Annotated in this window: 19 protein-coding genes and 1 pseudogene; 9 read left to right on the top strand and 11 right to left on the bottom strand. The window is 62.9% G+C overall.

Translation table 11 applies throughout. The annotated features are described in order from the left end of the window. Nucleotides 1-146 precede the first annotated feature (146 nt). The gene (locus AC50X5_RS08400) at nt 147-1016 is read right to left on the bottom strand and encodes a poly(ethylene terephthalate) hydrolase family protein (protein WP_494975635.1); all 870 of its coding nucleotides are present in this window, start codon (nt 1014-1016) and stop codon (nt 147-149) included. Nucleotides 1017-1203: 187 nt separating this feature from the next. On the opposite strand from AC50X5_RS08400, the gene AC50X5_RS08395 reads away from it, so the two are divergent. After that, a complete protein-coding gene (locus AC50X5_RS08395; RefSeq protein WP_494975634.1) occupies nt 1204-1782 on the top strand; it encodes a TetR/AcrR family transcriptional regulator in 579 nt (192 codons plus the stop codon). A gap of 62 nt (nt 1783-1844) precedes the next feature. Here AC50X5_RS08395 and AC50X5_RS08390 read toward each other — a convergent pair. From AC50X5_RS08390 to AC50X5_RS08380, 3 genes and pseudogenes are all read right to left on the bottom strand, one after another. Then, nucleotides 1845-1919, bottom strand: a pseudogene (locus AC50X5_RS08390) (enolase C-terminal domain-like protein); the annotation flags it as partial. Nucleotides 1920-2177: 258 nt separating this feature from the next. Further along, on the bottom strand, nt 2178-2570 hold the full coding sequence (locus AC50X5_RS08385) for a universal stress protein (RefSeq protein WP_494975633.1): 393 nt from the start codon (nt 2568-2570) through the stop codon (nt 2178-2180). Continuing rightward, a complete protein-coding gene (locus AC50X5_RS08380; RefSeq protein ID WP_494975632.1) occupies nt 2567-3517 on the bottom strand; it encodes a 2-hydroxyacid dehydrogenase in 951 nt (316 codons plus the stop codon). The genes AC50X5_RS08385 and AC50X5_RS08380 overlap by 4 nt, the downstream gene beginning before the upstream one ends. A gap of 293 nt (nt 3518-3810) precedes the next feature. On the opposite strand from AC50X5_RS08380, the gene AC50X5_RS08375 reads away from it, so the two are divergent. The 6 genes from AC50X5_RS08375 to AC50X5_RS08350 are packed head-to-tail and all read left to right on the top strand — an operon-like array spanning nt 3811 to nt 10174. After that, entirely contained in the window at nt 3811-5370 is a 1560-nt protein-coding gene (locus AC50X5_RS08375) for an ABC transporter substrate-binding protein (protein WP_494975631.1), read from the top strand. 27 nt (nt 5371-5397) lie between these two features. Then, nucleotides 5398-6327 (top strand): ABC transporter permease, encoded by a 930-nt coding sequence (locus tag AC50X5_RS08370; RefSeq protein ID WP_494975630.1) that lies wholly within the window; start codon nt 5398-5400, stop codon nt 6325-6327. A gap of 8 nt (nt 6328-6335) precedes the next feature. Further along, on the top strand, nt 6336-7319 hold the full coding sequence (locus AC50X5_RS08365; RefSeq protein ID WP_494975629.1) for an ABC transporter permease: 984 nt from the start codon (nt 6336-6338) through the stop codon (nt 7317-7319). Further along, on the top strand, nt 7316-8437 hold the full coding sequence (locus AC50X5_RS08360) for an ABC transporter ATP-binding protein (protein ID WP_494975628.1): 1122 nt from the start codon (nt 7316-7318) through the stop codon (nt 8435-8437). The genes AC50X5_RS08365 and AC50X5_RS08360 overlap by 4 nt, the downstream gene beginning before the upstream one ends. Beyond that, the gene (locus tag AC50X5_RS08355) at nt 8430-9455 is read left to right on the top strand and encodes an ABC transporter ATP-binding protein (protein WP_494975627.1); all 1026 of its coding nucleotides are present in this window, start codon (nt 8430-8432) and stop codon (nt 9453-9455) included. The genes AC50X5_RS08360 and AC50X5_RS08355 overlap by 8 nt, the downstream gene beginning before the upstream one ends. Next, nucleotides 9452-10174, top strand: coding sequence for a sulfite exporter TauE/SafE family protein (locus AC50X5_RS08350; RefSeq protein WP_494975626.1), 723 nt, complete (start codon nt 9452-9454; stop codon nt 10172-10174). Before AC50X5_RS08355 ends, AC50X5_RS08350 begins: the two co-directional genes overlap by 4 nt. Here the strand turns inward: AC50X5_RS08350 and AC50X5_RS08345 are convergent. Both AC50X5_RS08345 and AC50X5_RS08340 read right to left on the bottom strand, forming a co-directional pair. Next, nucleotides 10149-11168 (bottom strand): 2-hydroxyacid dehydrogenase, encoded by a 1020-nt coding sequence (locus tag AC50X5_RS08345; RefSeq protein WP_494975625.1) that lies wholly within the window; start codon nt 11166-11168, stop codon nt 10149-10151. The genes AC50X5_RS08350 and AC50X5_RS08345 overlap by 26 nt on opposite strands. A 26-nt stretch (nt 11169-11194) precedes the next feature. Further along, nucleotides 11195-11431 (bottom strand): hypothetical protein, encoded by a 237-nt coding sequence (locus AC50X5_RS08340; RefSeq protein WP_494975624.1) that lies wholly within the window; start codon nt 11429-11431, stop codon nt 11195-11197. A gap of 118 nt (nt 11432-11549) precedes the next feature. Here AC50X5_RS08340 and AC50X5_RS08335 point away from each other — a divergent pair, with 118 nt between their 5' ends. After that, entirely contained in the window at nt 11550-12482 is a 933-nt protein-coding gene (locus AC50X5_RS08335; RefSeq protein ID WP_494975623.1) for a LysR family transcriptional regulator, read from the top strand. Here AC50X5_RS08335 and AC50X5_RS08330 read toward each other — a convergent pair. From AC50X5_RS08330 to AC50X5_RS08320, 3 genes are all read right to left on the bottom strand, one after another. Beyond that, the gene (locus AC50X5_RS08330) at nt 12479-13987 is read right to left on the bottom strand and encodes an amino acid permease (RefSeq protein ID WP_494975622.1); all 1509 of its coding nucleotides are present in this window, start codon (nt 13985-13987) and stop codon (nt 12479-12481) included. The genes AC50X5_RS08335 and AC50X5_RS08330 overlap by 4 nt on opposite strands. Nucleotides 13988-14263: 276 nt before the next feature. Continuing rightward, nucleotides 14264-15373 carry a VanZ family protein gene (locus tag AC50X5_RS08325; protein ID WP_494975621.1) on the bottom strand — a complete coding sequence of 370 codons (1110 nt, stop codon included), beginning with the start codon at nt 15371-15373 and terminating at the stop codon, nt 14264-14266. A 71-nt stretch (nt 15374-15444) separates the two neighbouring features. Further along, nucleotides 15445-16809, bottom strand: coding sequence for a uracil-xanthine permease family protein (locus tag AC50X5_RS08320; protein WP_494975620.1), 1365 nt, complete (start codon nt 16807-16809; stop codon nt 15445-15447). A gap of 199 nt (nt 16810-17008) precedes the next feature. Between AC50X5_RS08320 and AC50X5_RS08315 the strand changes: the two genes are divergently transcribed. Next, nucleotides 17009-17614 (top strand): malonic semialdehyde reductase, encoded by a 606-nt coding sequence (locus tag AC50X5_RS08315; protein WP_494975619.1) that lies wholly within the window; start codon nt 17009-17011, stop codon nt 17612-17614. A gap of 10 nt (nt 17615-17624) precedes the next feature. Here the strand turns inward: AC50X5_RS08315 and pgm are convergent, their stop codons facing one another. Both pgm and AC50X5_RS08305 read right to left on the bottom strand, forming a co-directional pair. Next, nucleotides 17625-19298 (bottom strand): phosphoglucomutase (alpha-D-glucose-1,6-bisphosphate-dependent), encoded by a 1674-nt coding sequence (pgm, locus tag AC50X5_RS08310; RefSeq protein WP_494975618.1) that lies wholly within the window; start codon nt 19296-19298, stop codon nt 17625-17627. 82 nt (nt 19299-19380) lie between these two features. After that, the gene (locus tag AC50X5_RS08305; protein ID WP_494975617.1) at nt 19381-20802 is read right to left on the bottom strand and encodes an amidase; all 1422 of its coding nucleotides are present in this window, start codon (nt 20800-20802) and stop codon (nt 19381-19383) included. Between the last annotated feature and the right edge of the window lie 81 nt (nt 20803-20883).

The following is a 20883-nucleotide window of genomic DNA, read 5'->3' as shown; positions in this document are numbered from 1 at the left end:
CTCAGTGAACCTGTCTGCTGATCCAGGTGCCGGTGCGCAGGTCAGCGGCTTGGGGACCACCCTAGAGGCATTGCATCCCGCCCGTCAAAGCGAGCCCAGTTACACAGTTACTTGCGGCGCGGTAACCGGGATTCCCGCACCCCTGATCAGCAGGTACTGCGGTACTCGCTGATCTGCAGGCTTATGGCAGGCGGCGGGCAGATGAACTGCTCGTAGCGCAGGTCGTCGTCGATAAAGCGCTTCAGCCACGAAATGCTGTGCTTCGCGATGGTGGAGTTGGAGCTGTTGGGAGCGAAATGGCTGGCGCCACGCAACTCCAGATATGCCTTTTCGGGCGCTGCCGTGAGCGACTCGTAGAACGGCTCAGAGTGCAATCTGACGGGTGCTGTCTGATCGTCCTCCGCGCCGATGATCAACGTAGGTGCTACTACTTCGGGCCAGGTCTTGTCCGAGTTGTACGGAGCGAGCGGGATTACTGCCTGCAGGGTGGGGTCGTCCTTCGCGGCCTCAAGTGATCCGCCGCCTCCCATCGAGTGGCCCATCACACCCAACCGTGCCGGGTCTATCCGATTGCGCACCGAACTGCTGGTGGTGAGGTAGCTCAGGGCGGCCCGAAGTTGATCACCGCGTGAACTCGGTTGGTCGGAGGTGGAAATGGTGTCGATGGTAAACACAACAAAGCCCTGCGACGCCAGGCGCGGCCCCAGCCAGGAAATACTGGACTGGCGTGCGGTGTATCCCGGCGAGATCGCGACTGCCCCGAAGGTGCCCGCGCTGGTGGTCGTGGGGTAGTAGATGGTGCCGCCTCCAAACCCGCTCACGGCATAGCGGGAAACGGTGGTCTCAGCGATGGCAAACGACCCACGGGTGGCTTCGATGCTCGCCGTGGTGGGCGCCGGACCGCGCTCGTAGGGGTTCGTTGAAGCATGCGCGGGTGCTTGGATGCCGAAGGTCGCAGCAATAACCACCGCAATCGCGGTCAATCTCACGTGGTGCTTACCCGTGTTTTTCAACATTCACTGTCCTTAAGAGAATCGGGCACGTGCCTGTATTCCTCCGCATGTGAGCTCGGCGCAGGGGCTGCGATGCCAGTTTTTGACGGTCACTGTGCACGCTACAGATGCTCTACCAACTGGTCAAGCTATTTTTTGCGAGCAGAAGCCGAACTGTCATCTTGGTTGGGTGAGGTCTAATGTCATTTCGGTGAACGAATCAATCGATGGCCGGCGGTTGCGGTATGCACACCGCCGCGCGGAGCTGTTGAGCGCGGCTACCGAGCACGCTCTCGAGTGCGGTCTGAGCGACCTGTCTTTGCGCAAGATTGCCGACGCCGTTGGGGTGAGCCACGCGACGCTCGTCCATCATTTCGAGTCCCGTGACCAACTCATCGCCGAGATCGTGGAGCGGGTGCTCACGGAGTCTTTTTCCTCTCCCGACCTCGTCGTTGGCGACGAGCACCCGCTACGCGCTATCTGGCAGCGCGCGGTGGCCCCTGAGGGACGGCGACACGTGCGCCTTTTCATCGCCATCACAGGGAGGAGCCTGTACGGATCACCCTTGTTCGCGGGCGCCGTCGAGCGTTCCATCAGGAGGCGCACGGAGCTCATTGCCGGTGCCATCGAAAGCACGGGCCGCTCGAAGTCTGAGTCGATGACCTCGGCTACCATCATCCTCGCCGTGATGCGGGGGTTGATGGCCGACCTGCTGATTACGGGTGACCAGGAACGGGTGACCGCAGCCTTTGAGGCGTTTTTGGATTCCGAGGAGCCGACCGTCCGCTAACGGTCGGCTCCAGAGTGTTCCTGGAAAAAGTCTTGGACCTCGGTTCCTTGAGCTTGAACCAACCGGACGAGGCAGCGACGCTTGGGGTCGAAAGACCAGCCCTCGATGTAATACTGCATTCCGATGCTGTCGTGCCGGCGGCGGGTATTACTTCTACCCGGGCGATGGTTGGCTGGTTGCTCATGCGCTGACCTCTGCGGGGAGGCCGGTTCCTGGGTGGCCCGGGTGATGAGTTCCTCACCGATGGCCTCGATGTTGTCCGCGATGGCGTCCAGGAAACCGGCATGGGTGTCCGGGTCGAGGGTGGAGAAGGAGGGGTAGGCTTCCGCTGCCGCGGTGGTGGCTGTGCGCGGTGCCCTATATCCGTTGTGATCGGTGATCGATGGACGGCTGTGTCAGCCGCGTGGACCGATGCTTGCCTTCACAGCAGTGACAGGGCACCCCGCTTCGAGAATGACTCGCTGCGCAGTGCTGCCGAGAAAAAGTTTTCCCACGGGGGACCGGCGCCGCACACCGATGACGACCAGTTCTACTTCCTCCTCGTAAGAGGCGTCGATGATCCAGTCTGCGGCGTCTATGCCCTCACCGGGCAGCAGTGAGGCCTCAACTCCTGACGCTGCTGCGGCCGCAAGAGCTGCCTGTATATCCAGATCCGCTTCCGAAGAACCATTTGCCGCCGCGGGGCCCAGAATCTGCAGGGAGGTCCTTCGGAGAGCGGCTTCTGCGACGGCGGCACTCAGCGCGGCCCGTCCCTCCTGGGTGGCTACATATCCCACTGCAACGCTCATGGCTGCACGGCTGTCAGAAGTGAACCGGTGTGCACGAAGGAGTGTAAATTCGCCAGTGTCAGCTCGGCCATTGCTGTCCTCGTCTCGTGGGTGCCACTGCCCAAGTGGGGCAAGAGGACCACGTTCTCCAGTGTGAGCAGGTCCTCCGGTACCTTCGGTTCGTCGGCGAAGACATCCAGGCCTGCTCCCGCAATTCTTCCTGCCAGCAAGGCCGCAACCAGCGCCTGCTCGTCCACCACCGAGCCGCGGGCGATGTTGATCAGATAACCTTCAGGACCAATGGCCTCGATGACGTCTGCATCCACCAGCCTGGCCGAATCCGGGCCTCCCGCGGCGGCAACAATAAGGACCTCGCACCCCCTGGCAAGTTCCAGAGCTGACGGGGCATATCGATAGCTGATGCCGGGCACCTCCTTGCGGCTGTGGTAACTGATGTCACAGTCGAAGCCCTCCAAGCGCTTCGCGATCACACGGCCAATCCTGCCCAGGCCTAAAATGCCGACACTCCTGCCGCTGGCCTTGGTGGCCAAGGGGAAGTTGCCTTTGCTCAGCCAGTCGCCACGTCGAAGGAACCGGTCCGCAGCGGTGACCCGGCGCAGAACATCCAGGTAAAGGGCGATGGCGGTGTCGGCCACGCAGTCGTTGAGAACGTCGGGGGTATTACTCACTGCAATTCCCCGCTGGAAAGCCTGAGCTACATCTGTGGTGTCGTAACCGACGCCGAAATTGATGACCGCGCGAAGATTGGGCAGGGAGCGCATCAATTCAGTCCCTACACCTACTTTCCCGGATGTCACGGCGATCTCGAACGAGTGGGCGTTCTTCTGCAGGAACTCTTCCCGTTCGGTGGCGGTATCAGGTAGCTTCACTGCCCGGAAGTCGCTGAGGAGGGAATCCTGTACGAGTGGCATGAGGGGCCCAACCTGCAGGACGGCGATGTTCTTCATATCTGCACACTAGGATTCCCGTACATCCAGGTCCAACACGTAAATGACATGGATCTATACCCGTACTGAATCGATGCTCCGAATGCCCGTATTTACGCGGATCCCGGACCGACGCAGCCCGTTGACTCTTCCGATCGACGATCGGCGGGCGCTGGTTGGGGGTGTTCGGGGGCCCAACGTTCTTGTGGGGCGGCTCACACCTCATTTAGCTTGAGTCCAGCCCCGCGCGAAAGCGTCGAATGCCAAGCGCAGGAACAACCTTCTGCCTTATGTGTCAATTTCGGAGGAACCCAATGACGTCTTCTTCAAAGCTCCCGTTCCCGGCTGCTGTCTTCAAATGGCCAGCCCTGGCATCTGTAGCGGTGCTGGGACTGAGCGGCTGCTCCGTCGCTAATTCCGAGGCCGGAGCAGAGACTTCCGATGCTGTCCGGATCGTTCTTGCCCAGGAACCGCCCACCCTTGAAGCTTGCGAATCCAACCTCACGTCCACCGGGGTGGTGGTGCGCTCGAACGTTACCGAGCCGTTGATCGAGCGAAACCCCCAGACGGGGGAGCTCGAACCGAAGCTTGCCACCGAATGGGAAGCTACCGGTGAAAAGGAGTGGACGATCACGTTGCGTGAAGGCGTGACCTTCCAGGACGGCACGCCGTTCAACGCTGAGGCTGCCGCCTTCACCATCGAAAGGGCGGTCAACTCCAAACTTGGCTGCAATGTGGAGGGCTATGTTTTCGGCGACGCCGACCTCGCGGTGAAGGTAAATGATGCAACGTCCCTCACGGTAACGTCGCCGGAGCCGGATCCCATCCTTCCGCTGCGCCTTTCCTTCCTGGAAGTCGTGCCGACGTCCACCAGCACAACGGAGAAGGTCCGGGAACCGATCGGTACCGGTCCGTACAAGATTGAACAGTGGGACGCAGGCCAGAAAATTACGTTGTCCAGCTGGGACGGATACTGGGGAGACAAACCCGCTTACTCCAAGGCCGAATACCAGTGGCGCTCCGAGAGTTCGGTCCGTGCCGCCATGGTCACGAGTGGCGAAGCAGACGTGGCCATGAGCCTCAGCCCCGATGACAACATCGGTGACCTCGGAGTGGACTTCCCCAACAATGAGACTGTCGCCCTGCGCCTGGATGCCAACGAGGCGCCGCTCAATGACATCCGCATCCGCCAGGCCATCAACTTCGCCATCGACAAGGAAGGCATTGTCAACTCCCTATACCAGGGCAAGCACCAAGTGGCGGCCCAACTGGTTCCTGAGGGCGTAGTGGGTCACAACGCCGAGCTGAAAGGCTGGCCCTTTGACCTGGACAAAGCCAAGTCGCTCGTTGCTGACGCTAAGGCCGATGGGGTGGACACGTCCGCACAAATCTCACTGGTAGTCCGCAGCGCCCAGTTCCCTAAAATCACCGAACTCGGTCAGGTCCTTCAGGAGCAGCTCAGCCAGGCCGGACTGAACGTGAAGTTGAAAATGCTCGAAACGAGCCAGCACCTGACCTATCAGGTCCGCCCGTTCGCTGAGGACGAAGGCGCAGTGGCGATGATGACCCAGCATGGCAACCAGGCCGGTGACGCAGCATTCACCGTGGACCAGTACATGCTCTCGAATGGAGCGCAAAGCTACTTCGGCACCCCTGAATTTGACGCGATGATCAAGGAAGCAGACGCAGCCTCGGGCGAGGACCGCAAGAGCAAGTTTGAGGAGATTTTCGTCTACCAGAACGACAAAATCACTCAGTTCGCCCACATTTCCCACCAGACCGGCATCCTCGGCAAGTCCAAGTCCGTGAATTACTCGCCCAACTCATCCACAGGCGATGAGCTGCGTGTTTCGGAAATGACGCCGGCAAGCTAACCGGGACCCCCGGAAAGAAGGGCAGCCATGCTGATCTACTTGAGAAAGCGCATTGTCTCCAGCGCATTGCCGCTGGTGGTTGTCATCGTGGGAGTGTTCGCACTCGCCAGGATGACAGGAAATCCCGCCAGCCTGTACCTGCCGCTGAATGCCACCCAGCAGATGCGCGATGAGTTCACTGCACGTAACGGTCTGGACCAGCCTTTGCTGGTCCAGATGGCAGATTACTTCGGCGGAGTGCTTCAGCTCGATTTCGGGCAGTCACTACGCACCGGGCAGGATGCGGCTGCCATGGCCCTGCGGGCCTTCCCGGCAACCCTCCAGTTGGCGGCCATGACCATGGTGCTGGCCGTGCTGCTGGCCTTGGTAGTTGGCTGTTGGGCGGCGCTGAAGCCAAACGGAATCGCGGACCGGATCTCAAGTTTTGTCTCCATGGCTGCAGCTTCCATCCCGGACTTCTGGCTGGCCATTGTGGGAATTTGGGTCTTCGCCATCACCTTGGGCTGGCTCCCGACATCAGGTGTGTCGGGAGCCGGTGCCTGGGTGCTGCCCATCGCCACGCTTCTTCTGCGGCCTTTCGGTGTGCTGGTTCAGATTGTCCGGGGTTCGATGGTCTCGGCACTCTCTGAGCCTTACATCAAACTGGCCCGCAGCCGTGGGGCAGGGGAACTCCGGGTGGTCACGCACCATGCGTTGCGTAACGCGGCCGCCCCGGCCTTGACTGTTGCCGGTGACCTGACCGTGGGCCTGGTCAACGGCGCTGTGGTGGTGGAGACCATCTTTGGTTGGCCCGGCATTGGCAAGCTCATGATTGATTCGATCCTGCAGCGGGACTTTGCCGTGCTGCAGGCGGCAGTGCTGCTAACCGCCGTCGCGATTTTCGCCCTGAACATCCTCATCGACATGGGCTACGCCCTGCTGGATGCTCGTGTCCGGCCCGTCACTGCCAAGGCTTAGGAGCAGTTATGAAAAGTGCATTCACTGAAAACGTGCTTCCGGAGCAGATCCCTGCCGGCACTGAGGGGAAGGGCACTGAAGACGGGAAGCTCAGCCTCTTCCGGCTCCTGCTCAAGGACCGCTTTGCTACTGCTTCTGCTTTGGTCCTGATCCTCGTCGGCATGACCGCCCTCATCGGGCCTGCGGTTGTCGGTGACCTGGCCACCAAACAGAACCTGCTGTTCGCGAACAAGGCACCGTTCACTCTGGCGCATGGCTGGGAGTATTTCCTGGGCAGCGATTCACTGGGCCGCAGCATGCTTGCCCGGCTGGTGGTTGCCAGCCGGACTACCCTTGCAGTCGCCTTGCCCGCTGTGGCGGTTGCACTCCTGGTAGGTTCCCTGTGGGGCGTCTGGGCCGGATACCACCGCGGCTGGCGGGAGAACGTCTCCATGCGCATCGCGGATGTCATCATGAGCTTCCCGTCGCTGCTGCTGGCCGTAGTGGTCCTCTACGTGTTCAGTCCCAGCGCCGCGAACATCGTTTTGATTCTGGCACTCACCCGCATACCAATCTACTTGCGCACTGCGCGGGCGGAGTCGTCCGAATTGCAAAGCAGGACGTTCGTGGATGCTGCCCGTACATTCGGCGCCAAGCCGAACGCAATCATTGTCCGGCACGTCATTCCTGTGGTGCTGCCCACTCTGTTGACGCTGGCCACTCTTGAGTTCTGCTACGTCATGCTTGCAGAGTCGTCATTGAGCTTCCTGGGCATCGGCATCCAGCCCCCGGACGTCAGTTGGGGGCTGATGGTGTCCCAGGGCAGGCAGTACCTCCAAACGGCCTGGTGGCTGTCCATCTTCCCCGGTGTCGCCATTGTGATCACCACAATTGCTGCCAACGTCCTCGCCGCCTGGCTCCGTATCGCCACGGACCCTGCCCAGCGCTGGCGGCTTGCCCTTCCCCGCAAGCGGCTCATTGCCCGCATTCCAGTCAAGGAGGCACAGCCGTGAAAGCAGCTGCCGAACAAGCACCCACTGCAAGTTCCCGTACCGACGCAGGAGCAGCGCACCTGCGAACGAAAGCCCATGACGTGGTCCTCACGGTCCGCGACCTGGCGGTGGATATCCGAACCCACCGGGGGACCGTTCGCGCCGTGAACAGCGTGGGTTTTGAGGCCCGTGCCGGCGAGACGCTGGCGTTGCTTGGAGAATCGGGTTGTGGCAAATCCATGACGGCGAAGGCGTTGGCAGGCATTATGGACCCCGTCTGCGACCTGGCCGGCGGCCGGATCGTCCTCAACGGCACGGACCTGGCGGCCCTCAGTCCCAAGGAACGGCTGAAGTTCGCCGGCCCTGAGCTGGGTATTGTCTTCCAGGACGCCCTCACAGCTTTGAACCCGGTCTATACAGTCGGAACACAACTTGGTGAGGCCTTCCGGATCCACCGGGGACTGAACGCCAAACAGGCACGGGCAGAGGCCATTGACCTGATGAAACGGGTGGGCATTCCAGAACCCGAATTACGGATCAATTCTTATCCGCACCAGTTTTCCGGTGGCATGCGCCAGCGCATCCTCATCGCAATGGCGGTAGCGCTCAACCCCCGCCTCTTGATCGCCGATGAGCCCACCACCGCCTTGGACGTCACCGTTCAGGCGCAGATCATGCAGCTCTTGAGGACGCTCCGTGAGGAGGGCCAGATGGCTGTCATCCTCATCACCCATGACCTTGCGGTGGTGGCCGAGGAGGCAGATTCTGTGGCCGTAATGTACGCAGGAAACGTCGTGGAAAGCGGGCCGGTGGCGGAAGTGTTCGCGGATCCCCGCCACCCCTACACCAAAGGGCTCCTTGAATCAGTGCCCGTGCATTTGGAACGTGGCGCCCAGCTGAAGTCCATTCCGGGCAGCCCGCCGGAACTTCACGACATTCCCGCCGGCTGCGTGTACCAGTCCCGCTGCCCCATGGCGCAGGAAATTTGCAGAGCTGAGCGGCCAGTGCTGCGTCCCGTCGTTGGACCGGGCAAAGGCGCACCCAAGACCAGCATTCCCGCGAGTGTTCCTCCCGGGAGTGACGGGCAGCCCGCCCGAGTCGCCGCCTGCCACTTTAGTGAGGAGATCACCAATGTCTGAGCCGCTCCTGAAGATCGATGGCCTCTCCAAAACGTTCCATGTGGCCAAGAGCGCCAGTGGTAATACGCGACTCAAAGCGCTGGACGGTATCAGCCTCACGGTGGGCCGGGGTGAAACCCTCGGGCTGGTAGGTGAATCCGGCTGCGGCAAATCCACCCTCGCGCGCACCCTGATGATGCTGGAAACGCCCGATGACGGAACTGTCACCTTTGAGGGAACAAACCCGTTCGGGCTTCGCGGCAAGGAACTGTTGAACTGGCGGCGGCGGGTGCAGATGGTTTTCCAGGATCCTTTCGCCTCCCTCAACGCCCGCATGAACGCAGGCGACATCATCGCTGAGCCCTGGGCCACCCACCGCAGCCTTTACCCGACGTCCCGGGAACGGGAAGCCCGTGTCCGCGAACTGCTGCATATGGTGGGACTACGCCCCTCCGACGCCCGAAAGTCACCGCAGGAGTTCTCCGGCGGTCAGCGCCAGCGCATCGGCATCGCCCGCGCCCTGGCCCTGAACCCGGACGTTATCATCCTGGACGAGCCTGTGTCCGCGTTGGACCTTTCGGTCCAGGCGCAGGTGCTCAACCTGCTCAACGAGCTGCAGCGGGAGCTGAACGTCTCCTACATCTTCATTTCGCATGATCTGACGGTGGTCCGGCACGTGGCCGACAGAGTGGCTGTGATGTACCTGGGCAGGATCATCGAGACAGGGGAAACTGAGGAGGTCTTTGACCATCCCCGCCACCCATATACTGCAGCCCTGATGTCAGCGTCGCCGAAACTCGATGTCAGCAGGGCCAAGCGGGACCGGATCGTCCTCAAAGGCGAACTCCCCTCACCGCTGGACCCGCCATCCGGCTGCCGCTTCCGCACCCGGTGCTGGCAGGCCCAGGACATCTGCGCCACCACGGCGCCGGAACCACACGTCGTCACAGCCCCTGACGGCAGGCGGCACGGCGCCGAGTGCCATTTCCCGCTTAGTTCTATCAAGGGCCTTGCCGGCGTCGCGGCCACAGCCTTGTGACGGGCAGCGAGTACGCAGTCATTGCGGGCGTGATCTTCCTGGCCGCATGCCTGCAAGCATCCAGCGGCTTCGGCATGGGCATGCTGGCCGCACCGGTGATCGCAATGGTGAATCCGGCTATGCTGCCGGCTTCGCTGATCCTCCTTGCCTTGCTCGTGACGATTTTAGTGACGGTCCGGGAGCGCCAAAGCCTGGACCTTCGTGGCACAGGGTGGGCCCTGGCAGGCCGGGTTCCGGGCAGTTTCCTCGGTGCGTGGCTGGTGGCGACGATGTCCAAGGAGGGGCTCGCATGGGTGGTTGTCGCCGTGGTGCTGACAGGCCTCCTGCTTGCGGGCCTGGGCTGGGCTCCCCGTCCACTCCCGGTCAACCTCGTAGTCGCGGGAGCAGCGTCGGGCATTATGGGGACAGCCACTTCGATTGGCGGTCCGCCCATGGCCCTGATGTGGCAGGGGCACAACGGGCCCAGGCTAAGAGGAACCATGAGTGCCTTCTTCATGGTTGGCTCATCCATTTCAATGGTGATGCTCTGGATTGCAGGGGCGGTGACCGAAGAAATACTGACGCTGGCCATGTGGATGGTCCCCGCCGTTCTGGCCGGCTACATCGCTTCCCGTTTTGCCAACCGCCACCTCACGGCAAAACGACTGAAGGCGCTTGCTCTCTCGGCCTCGGCGCTGGGCAGTGCCCTGCTGATTATTCAGCTGACTTTGATTCCCTGATAGCTGGAACGTCACGGTCCACCACGTTCATCAGCTTCGCGCCCCGGGCAAGCCGTGCGATGTTGGTGGCAATGTCGTTTGCCCGGCGTTCGATGGTTACCCGTGCGTGGCCGGAGTGGTGCGGGGTAAGGACCGTGTTATCAAGTGATGCAAACGGCAATGCCGACGAAGGGGCTGCGTCATCTTTTGGAGAGCCCCACCAGACGTCAACACCCGCACCTGCAATCCGCTGCTCCTTTAACGCGGTGTACAGGGCAGACTGCTCGACGACAGGCCCTCGGGCCACGTTGATCAGCAGGGCACTGGTCTTCATCGCCGACAGTTCGGCTATTCCGATCATCCCCTCCGTCCGGGCGTTCAGCGGGACTGTCACCACCACGACGTCGGACGTTGCCAGCAACGTGTGGAGGTCATGTTCCCCTCCGACCCAGTCCAGCTGCAGCCCGGCCGGGAGAGGCGCTTGGGGGTTTTGCCGCACTGTCTGCACCTTCATCCCCAATGCTCCGGCCAGCCGGGCCGTTTCCGCCCCGATGGAACCCAGCCCTACCAGTCCCATTGTCAGGTCCGTGAGGACGGGATGGAACGGCACGTCATCAGCGGTGGCGATGGTTCGCCATTGTCCTCGCCGTACGGCACGGTCCGCTGCGGCCACGTTCCGCAACAGCATCAAAGTAACCATGACGACATGCTCCGCGATAGGGCGTGCGTGATGAAAGGTGTTCGCAACCTCAGTTCCCGGAGCGAGGCCCTGCAGATAGATTTTGTCGTAGCCTGCCCCGGTAACGTGGACCAGGCGGGCGTTGCGCGCCACCTCCGCTTCCTCGGCGTTGAGGGAGGAACAAACTACGACGTCGGCACTCGCCAGCGCTTCAAGCTGGCGCTGGGAAGTCCAGTCTGCGGCCATGTCCCAATGGTGTGCGCCGCCGCCGGTCCGCAAATTGTCTTCAAATCGGCTGATGATGGCATCAGTGACTACTATCCGAAGGGATTCCACGGTATGGCCCTCAGCCGAAGATGCCGTTACCACCGCGGGCTCTGCAACTCGCAGGACGGGTGAATTTTTTTCATGTAGCCGGTGTCACCCAACCCCGAAATTCCTGAGTCGGTCTTGACTTCAACGATGGCCCGCAGGGCGAATGGCTCGTGGACGCCCACAGTATTAAGGAGTGGCGGATCCTTGAGGGCCGCTGGGGTGATAGAGACCGCTGTGATCTGTGCCTGGTTGAGGTAATGGTCCGGAAGATATTCCTTCGTCACGGCGTTGTGCTCCTGGGTGGTCGGTCTTGCCTAAGTGGTCCTGACCACCGACGATAGGGGAAGTCGTCCATGCAGGTCCAAGCTAATTTGTGCACTCAACTATCCAGTTAGGGTATGAATGTTTTCTTTGCTCCAGTTGGAGGCCTTTGTAGCCGTGGCCGAGGAACTGCACTTCGGCGCGGCCGCTGAGCGGCTCAATATGACGCAGCCACCCCTTAGCCGGCAGATCCAGATCCTGGAAAAGAAGCTCAACACTATGCTCTTCAGCAGGACCAGCCGCAAGGTGGAGCTCACCGCTGCCGGGGCTACGTTGCTGCCCAGGGCCCGGCAGATCCTAGACATGTGCATCAAGACGGACCTGGACGTGCGGAAGGTCTCGGCGGGCCAGTCGGGAACAATCACTGTGGGGTATACAGCCATTGCCGGGCAAAGTGCCCTCCCGGTCATGCTGCGAAAGGCTGCGGAGGGCATGCCTGGAGTATCTTTCGTCCTCCGTGAACTGGTTACCACGGATCAGATGGACGGGCTTGTGAAAGGGACGGTTGACATAGGCCTGCTGAGGCCAATTGTGGCCCGGCCGGGCGTGGTGTCCAGGCCCCTCATGCAGGACCGGCTGGTGGTGGCCTTGCCTGAAGGCAGTTCAATGCTGGGCAATACGGGAGTACCGCCGGGTGAGCCCCTGCCCTTGGGGTCCTTGGACAGGCGGCCGTTGCTGATGTATTCGACCAAGGAGGCCCGGTACTTCCACGACCTCGTGCTGCGGTTGTTTGCCACGGCAGGCGCCCATGCAAATATCACCCAATATGCAAGCCAGGTGCCGGCTCTTCTCGCATTCGTGCAGGCCGGACTCGGCGTGACTCTGGTGCCCGCCTCCGCCATGGCATTTGCTCCGCCGGGCGTCGAGTTCCATGAGATAGATGGACGGCACGGCATGAAGGAACTGAATCGCGCAGACCTAGAACTGGCATGGAATGAGCAGACGGCCAATCCAGCCGTGCTGAGGCTCCTCGCTTTGATCGAAGTGGCTACCCAGGAATCGGTTAACCCCTAAACGGGAACCTTCTCTGCTTCTTCGCCGGACTTCGTTTCTTCGCCGGGCACGGCCGCAGCGCCCGGCAGTGCATCCGGCGTGCGGTCGCGGCGTCCCTTGCCGTACCTGAAGTGGAAGAACACGTAGCAGGCAATGGTGAAGAGGGCGCCGAAGTACAGCGCCGGGGCCTGGGTGGGATCGAAGCCGATGCCGATCATCGAGCCCAGGCAGGCCACGAAGGCCAGGATCGGGACCAGCGGGAAAAGCGGCGCCTTGTAGGGGAGGGCGGAGAGATCCCCGCCGTTGCGGACGAAGGCACGGCGGTGGAAGAAGTGCGACGCCACGATGGACATCCACACGGCCACGGTGGCGAACCCGGCTACCGACGTGAGTATCAGGTACACGGTGGTGGGCGCCACCACGCTGCTGATCAGCGACGCAAGGCCGCCAAAGATGCTGACGACCAGGGCAAGCATGGGGATGCCGCGTTTGGTGAGCTTGCGGAACGCCTTGGGCGCATGGCCTTCGCTGGAGAGCGAGAAGAGCATCCTTGCGCAGGAGTACAGGCCGCTGTTGCCCGCGGAGAGCAGCGCCGTGATGACAACGAAGTTCATAATGTCCGCCGCATAGGGGACCCCGATGGTGGAAAAGACCGTCACAAAGGGGCTTTCATCGAGCCCGGCCTGCTCATAGGGGATGGTGGCCGCGATAACCGTGATGGCGCCGATGAAAAAGATGACCAGGCGCAGGACTGTGGTCCTCATGGCCTTGGGGATATTCTTGGCCGGATCGGTAGTCTCGCCGGCGGCGACGCCGATGAGCTCGGATCCGGAGAACGCAAAGAACACCACCAGTACCGTGACCAGCACTCCGGTGAATCCGTTCGGGAAGAGCCCCTCGCTGGTGGTGAAGTTCTCAAACAGGTGGGGGTAGTTCTTCTCTGCCATCGGGTGGAAGCCGAGAAGGGCCGCGCCGCCCAGAATGATCAGGCCGACGACGGCGGCAACCTTGATCATGGCGAACCAGAATTCGCTTTCGCCGAAGACGCGTGAGGAAATGGCATTCATCCCGAAAAGCACGGAGGCAAAGAGCAGGCACCAGATCCAGACGGGAACCTCCGGGAACCAGCGCTGCATCAGCAGGCCGGCGGCCGTAAATTCCGAGCCCAGCGCAACCACCCAGGTCAGCCAGTAAAGCCACGCCGTGGTGAAGCCGGTGGCCGGGCCAATTGAGCGGGCCGCGTAGATGTGGAAAGCGCCCGACACGGGGTAGGCGATGGCCAGCTCGCTGAGGCAGGACATCACCAGGTAAACCACGACGGCGCCAATCAGGTAGGCGATCACCGCGCCCAGCGGACCTGCCTGGGAAATCGTGTATCCGGAGCTGACGAACAGGCCTGAACCGATCACGCCCCCAAGTCCGATCATCACCAGGTGACGGGCCTCCATGGACCGCCGGAGACCCGGTTCCTGCGGACGAGCCGAGCCGCCGATTGGGTCTACTTCTTGGAGCGGGGCAGCGCTCATGGATCCTCCGTGAGGTTGGTACGTCGGGCAAAAATCGGGCGCGCGGAATCGCTTGGCTGATGCCGGATTCCGGCCTTCAGGGTACTCGGGGAGTTCCCGTCCGGACCACACGCGATGATCAAGTTAGCACGCACGGAGCGCCGCGTGAGACGTGGACCACATTGGCCAAAAACGCTCATCGTTGGGATGGGCTGGCGCGTGGTAAGTAACAGCAGCGCTAATGCTCAAGCGACTTTGTTGCAAGTATCGCTGGCGTGTGGTGGGTGCCGTTCCGGACTAAGCCTGTGACCGGGCCGGTTCCCGTACCGCACGGGCATCAACCATCTGCGCCCCGCTGGCCACGCCCGAGAGCCCACGCTTCCTGCTCAAAGGAACGGCAACGAATGCGGTAAACAGCACCAGCCCGGAGAGGGTATCGAGGACCGGCAGCGGGAGCACCGCGGCGAGGAACGCCAGCAGCGTGTAAAGACCTCCAGTGGCGCTTGCCCGGAGGAGCCGCCGGGGTGGCGTGCCCGCCTGCCACTGAGGCGTCAACCACACCGCACGCTGGCCCAAGGATGCTCCGGTTGCAAAGAATGCGGGCAGGTAGAACACCAGGAACCCGGGAACCAGGAGGGCGAGGACCTGCGTGGCTGGATCCTCTGTGGCGGGAAGCTCCAAGCCCAAGACGATCAGCGCTATGCGGTACAGCACCACAAACGTGAATCCCAGCAGGCTGAGCGCGGCGTAATCGATCACCATACCCAGCCACCGCCGCCACACTGTGACCGGCCGGCTCTGGCGCCGGGTGACGAGGAGTTCTTTCCGCTGAGGCATGAACCAGAGCAGGAATGGTGCGAGCACTGCGCCGATCAACGCCCCGAGGGTGTTGGCCATGAGGTCGTCCACGTCGCCTACCCGGTAGGCGCAGTCGTAGAGGCCCCACAGCCCGGTGTACTGCGTCAGTTCGATCACCAAGGACGCAGCAGCGCCGGAGAGCACTGAAACCGGCATGCCCCATGACAAGTACCGCCGGGCAATGACGCCCCAAGGAATAAACAAAATGACGTTGAACGCCACCTGCAAGGTGGCGTGGCTGGTCAGTGTTCCGGTGACGTCCAGTCCCGCCGTTTCCCGGCGGATGTCCGCGACAAAGGCGAAAGGAACGCCTTGGAACACGCTGCCGCCCGGCGGGCACACCAATGAGGCCGGGTCAGGTAACGGGAGCAGGGTGTAGGCAACCAGCCCTACCCCGTAGATGCTGAGGCTTGCGGCGCCGAGGAAACGAAGCAGGGTGAAGCGGCCGTACATCCGGTACTGGATGGCAACGAGCGGCACCATAAACGCAAGGAACAGCATCGCTCCGCCAACGACGCCTACGTACGCTGGCCAGACCCACTCGCCCATAGCTCCCCCGACTATTGCCGCACTTCAAACAGGTTTATCTTAGCGGTGACGAAACAGCGGCCGGCCTGCTGCTAGCGCTTCTTCCCGGCCCGCTTGGCCGCTGCGTTCACGGCCGACTCAACCGCCGGTGAACGGCCCTTGGTTCCGGATTCCGCTTCGGTTTCCGGCTCGGCTACGGTTCCTCGCGCCTTCGCTATGGCCTTCATGCCGTGGTAGATCACCAGGGCCGCCGCGGAACCCAGGGCGATTCCGGTGAACGTCAGCTCGCCCATGGTCCACGTGTAATCGGCAATGCCAATGATCAAGGCGACTGCCGCCGTCGTAAGGTTGATCGGGTTGGCGAAGTTCACCCGGTTCTGCACCCAGATCTTCACGCCAAGGATGCCGATCATGCCATACAGCATGGTGGCGGCACCGCCCAGGACGCCCGCCGGGACGGTAGCAATCAGTTCGCCGAATTTGGGCGAGAAGCTCAGCAGGATGGCGAAGATGCCCGCAACCCAGTAGGCCGCCGTTGAATACACCTTGGTGGCAGCCATAACGCCGATATTTTCCGCGTAGGTGGTGGTGCCTGAGCCGCCGCCGAAGCCTGCGAGTACGGTGGCGGCGCCGTCTGCCATCAGCGCGCGCCCGGAGACGTCGTCGAGGTTCTGACCGGTCATTGCCGCCACCGACTTCACATGTCCGATGTTCTCAGCCACCAGCACCAGCACCACCGGCACGAAGAGGCCCACCACGCCAAGATGGAACTCCGGCGTCTGAAACTGCGGCAGTCCGATCCACGCGGCGGCGTCCATCTTTTCGTAGCTGACTTCACCGCGCAGCATGGCCACAATGTAGCCCACCACCACGCCCACCAGGATGCTCAGGCGGCCCAAAATTCCCCGGAACAGGACGCTCACCAGGATGATCGTAGCCAGCGTGACCAAGGCGGTGACAGGGGCCAGGTCAAAATTGTTCTTCGCGGCCGGCGCCAGGTTGAGGCCGATCAGCGCCACGATCGCACCGGTAACGATTGGCGGCATCAGCCGGTTAATCCAGCCGGCGCCGAACTTGTGCACTACCGCACCAATCAGGGCCAGTACGACGCCGGCAAGCACCACTCCGCCCAGCGCACCGGCAACGCCGTACTGCTGCTGGGACGCCGCGATGGGTGCGATGAACGCGAAGCTGGAACCCAGGTAGCTGGGCACCCGGCCGCGGGTGATCACCAGGAACAGCAGGGTGCCGATGCCGGAGAACAGCAGGGTGGTGGCCGGCGGCATGCCGGTGATGATGGGGACCAGGAACGTCGCGCCGAACATCGCCACCACGTGCTGCATGCCGACGCCGATGGTCAGCGGCCAGGAGAGGCGTTCATTGGGTGCCACCACGTGGCCGGGCCGGATGGATTTGCCGTTGCCGTGCAGCTTCCATGTGGTTCCGAGCATGCTCATGGGCGGAGGCCTTTCAAAGTGGGGAGTGCAGCCGAGGGGCTTTAGCTTCGGTGCAACTTTACCGCCAGTGGGCGCGGTGCTGTGGCGTGTGCTCAATCTCACTGCGCGGAAGGGAAGCGGCGGCGGTGATACCGAGTTGAAGCCGGGGACAGCGAATCATCCGGCCAGCTCAATACTCGGCCCCACGAAAGGGACCCTCATGACCATTGCCCACGAAGAAGCCATCATCGATTCCGCCGCCGTAGACGCAATCTTTGCCCAGGCCCGCACTGCCAGTTCCTTCACCGGCGAGGTGACCGAGGACCAGGCCCGTGCCATCTACGAGCTCACCAAATTTGGCCCCACCGCGTTCAACTCCCAGCCGCTGCGCATCACTTACGTGCGGTCTGAGGAAGCCCGGGCCAAGCTGGTCGACGCCATGATGTCCGGCAACAAGGCCAAGACCGCTGCCGCTCCACTGGTTGCCATCCTCAGTTACGACACCGCCTGGACCGAACGGTGGGACACTTTCCTCCCCGGCTACAACGCCCCCAAGGCCATGTACGACGCCGCCCCCGACGTTGCCGCCCAGACCGGCAACAACAACGCCCATTTGCAGGCCGGCTACTTCATCCTCGCCGTGCGCTCGCTGGGCTTTGCCGCCGGCCCCATGACCGGCGCGGACTTCTCCGCCATCGACGCAGCCTTCTTCCCTGCGGGCGAGCAGAAGAGTTTCCTCGTGGTTAACATCGGCCAGCCGGGCCCGGACGCCTTCGGCGAGGCCAAGCCCAAGTTCGCCTACGAGGACGTTGTGCGCACCGTCTAACCGAAGACGACTAGCCGATCACGCCGTCCACCAGCTTCTTGGCTTCCGCCTGGACCTGCTTGAGGTGCTCCTCGCCCTTGAAGGACTCGGCGTAGATCTTGTAGACGTCTTCAGTGCCGGAAGGCCGGGCCGCGAACCAGGCGTTCTCCGTCACCACCTTGAGCCCGCCGATCGCCGCGCCGTTGCCCGGTGCTTCCGTCAGTTTCGCCAGGATCGCCTCGCCTGCCAGCTCAGTGGCAGTGACATCCGACGCCGACAGCTTGCCGAGTGCCGACTTCTGCTCCCGCGTCGCGGCAGCGTCGATCCGTGCATAGACGGGTGCGCCGAACTGATCGGTGAGGCCCTTGTACAGCTGGGACGGCGACTTGCCGGTGACAGCGGTGATTTCCGAGGCCAGCAGGGCCAACAGGATGCCGTCCTTGTCGGTGGTCCAGACGCTGCCGTCTTTCTTGTTGAAGGAAGCGCCGGCGGATTCCTCGCCGCCGAATGCGCCTTCGCCGGAGAGCAGGCCCGGGACGAACCACTTGAAACCGACAGGCACTTCAACAAGCTTGCGGCCCAGGCTCTCCGCCACCCGGTCGATCATCGAGGAGGAGACCAGGGTCTTGCCGACCACGGACCCGGGGTTCCAGCCGCTGCGGTTCCGGTAGAGGTAGTCGATGGCGACGGCCAGGTAGTGGTTCGGATTCATCAGCCCGCCCACGCCATCAATGACAGGGGTGACGATGCCATGGCGGTCCGCGTCTGCGTCGTTACCGGTGGCGATGTCGAACGCCGACTGTCCGTCCGGCGAAGCAGCCATCCGGTTGATCAGTGAGGCCATCGCCGACGGTGACGAGCAGTCCATACGGATTTTTTCGTCCCAGTCCAGGGTCATGAACGCCCACTGCGGATCCACAGCCGGGTTGACCACCGTCAGGTTGAGGTGGTGGCGCTCACCGATCTCACCCCAGTAATCCACAGCGGCGCCGCCCATGGGATCGGCACCGATCCGTACTCCGGCGTCGCGGATGGCATCCAGGTCCAGCACGGACGGCAGGTCATCCACATAGCTGCTGAGGAAATCGAACTTTCCGGTGCTGTCCGCGTTCAGTGCCTCGGCAACCGGAACCCGCTTCACACCGCGGAGGTCGTTCTCCAGGAGCTCGTTGGCGCGGTTGGCGATCCAGCCGGTGGCATCAGAATCGGCGGGGCCGCCGTGCGGCGGGTTGTACTTGAAGCCACCATCGCCGGGCGGATTGTGGCTGGGCGTGACCACAATGCCGTCAGCCTGCGGGGCTCCTGCGGCTGCCTTGTTGTTGTAGCTGAGAATGGCGTGGCTCAGGGCGGGCGTGGGCGTGTAGCCGTGCCGGGCGTCGATGAGTACCTGGACGTTGTTGGCCGCCAGGACCTCCAGGGCGGAGTTCTGCGCGGGCTCGCTGAGCGCGTGGGTGTCCTTGGCCAGGAACAGCGGCCCGGTGATGCCCTGCCCCGCCCGGTATTCCACAATCGCCTGGGTGATCGCGAGGATGTGCAATTCGTTGAACGATGCCTTCAGGCTCGATCCGCGGTGCCCGGAGGTTCCGAAGACCACCCGCTGGCCGGGATCGGACAGGTCAGGGCTGACGTCGTAGTACGCGTCAAGAAGAGCAGTGATGTCAACAAGGTCCTGGGGTTGGGCAACTGTGCCCGCTCGGCTAGCCATTGAACCAGCATGCCAGACCGGGCGCGGAGGAAAAACGATCGGCACCAATTCCCGCTCCTGTGACGTCACCCCCTGCTTGTTCCTAAAACCCGAGCTGGAATGCCACCTGAAGCAGCAGCAACTCCGATCCCGCCGGTCCAACAAGCTGGATTCCCATCGGCAGCCCAACACCGCGGGAGCCGCCGGTCCAGTACACCGGCAGTGTGATTGCCGGCAGGCCGCAGACGTTCACCATGGAGGACCACGGCGCGAATTCGCACTGCCTGCGGTAGTCGCCGTCGGCGTCGTGGGGCCACGCAGCGGCCGGCCAGGGAGCGCTGCTGTGTGTTGCCCCGGTGAACCAGCCCACCGGGCGCGGGGTCTGGGCCAGGGAAGGCATCAGCATCAAATCCCAGGCGTTGTATTGCGTGACGGTATCCCGCTCGAACTTCCGCAGGAACGCCAGTGATTCATTGAGCTTGGCGCTGCTGCGTTGCTGGGCACGACGCCGGAAGGTCCGGGTCAGCGGGGTCAGCAGCGCCTCCCGGTGCGGGCTGATCCGGGCATCTCCGACGCCAGCGGTCCAAGCCGTGGTGAAAGCATCCGGATAGCGGTTGTCATAGCGGATGGAGGTTTCGGTAACTGTGTGTCCGGCGTGCTCGAGCATTTCGCTGCCCTTCCGGAGCGCGGCGAGCGCCTCCGGCCCGGTCTCGAACGGGAACGAGCCGGCCCACGGACTGTCCAGGGTCACCCCGATCCGCAGTGGTGCCGGTCCGTGGTCCACGGCGTCCAGGAAACTGCCGTTGCTGCCCGGCCGGGACAGCACCAGCGCACCCATCATCAAGGCGGCGTCCGCTGCACTCCGGGCCAACGGACCGGCCACCACCAGGCGGGCGGCGTCGCCGGGACTCTCGCCGGCTGCCACCACGCCCCGGCCTGGCTTCAGGCCCACCAGCCCGCAGGCGGCAGCCGGAATGCGGATGGACCCGCCGCCGTCGGTCCCGGGTGCGAACGGAAGGAGTCCCGCAGCCACGGCGGCAGCACTGCCTCCTGAGGAACCGCCGGAGCTGCGGGCAGGGGAATAGGGATTGCGCGACGGCGGGGCTATCCGGTTTTCGCTGTAGGCAGTCAGTCCGAACTCCGGAACCTGGGTTTTGCCAAGGGAGAGAACCCCCGCGGCTTTCAGGGCTGCAGGCAGCGCCCCGTCGGCAGGAGCGGGTTTGTGATCCAGCGCAGCGCTGCCGTGAGTGGTTACAACTCCTGCGACGTCCGTTAGATCCTTGAAGGCTACCGGCATGCCGTGCAGGAGCGGCAGGCCGTCCCTGCCGCTCCTGGCAAGCCGGGCATCCGCTGCCGCAGCATCCGCCATCGCCTGCTCCGCCGTAACGGTCACGAAGGCACCCAGCAGAGGATTCTGCTTATCGATCCGGGTGAGGAAATGCGCTGTTGCCTCGCGGGCGGACAGCTCACCCGTCCGAAGCGCGTCCCTTAGCCGTACGGCCGGCATGTCGTGGATATCGGTCATGGGGAAGCCTAGCGTGTCCGCGGGTCCAGCATGCAGCTGTCGACGACCGACCAACGACCGACGGCCGGCGGTGCGCGGCTG

Source organism: Pseudarthrobacter sp. MDT1-40-2 (assembly GCF_059383595.1).
The sequence above is the reverse complement of the archived record's forward strand: the minus strand, read 5'-3'. Positions and strand labels throughout refer to the sequence as shown.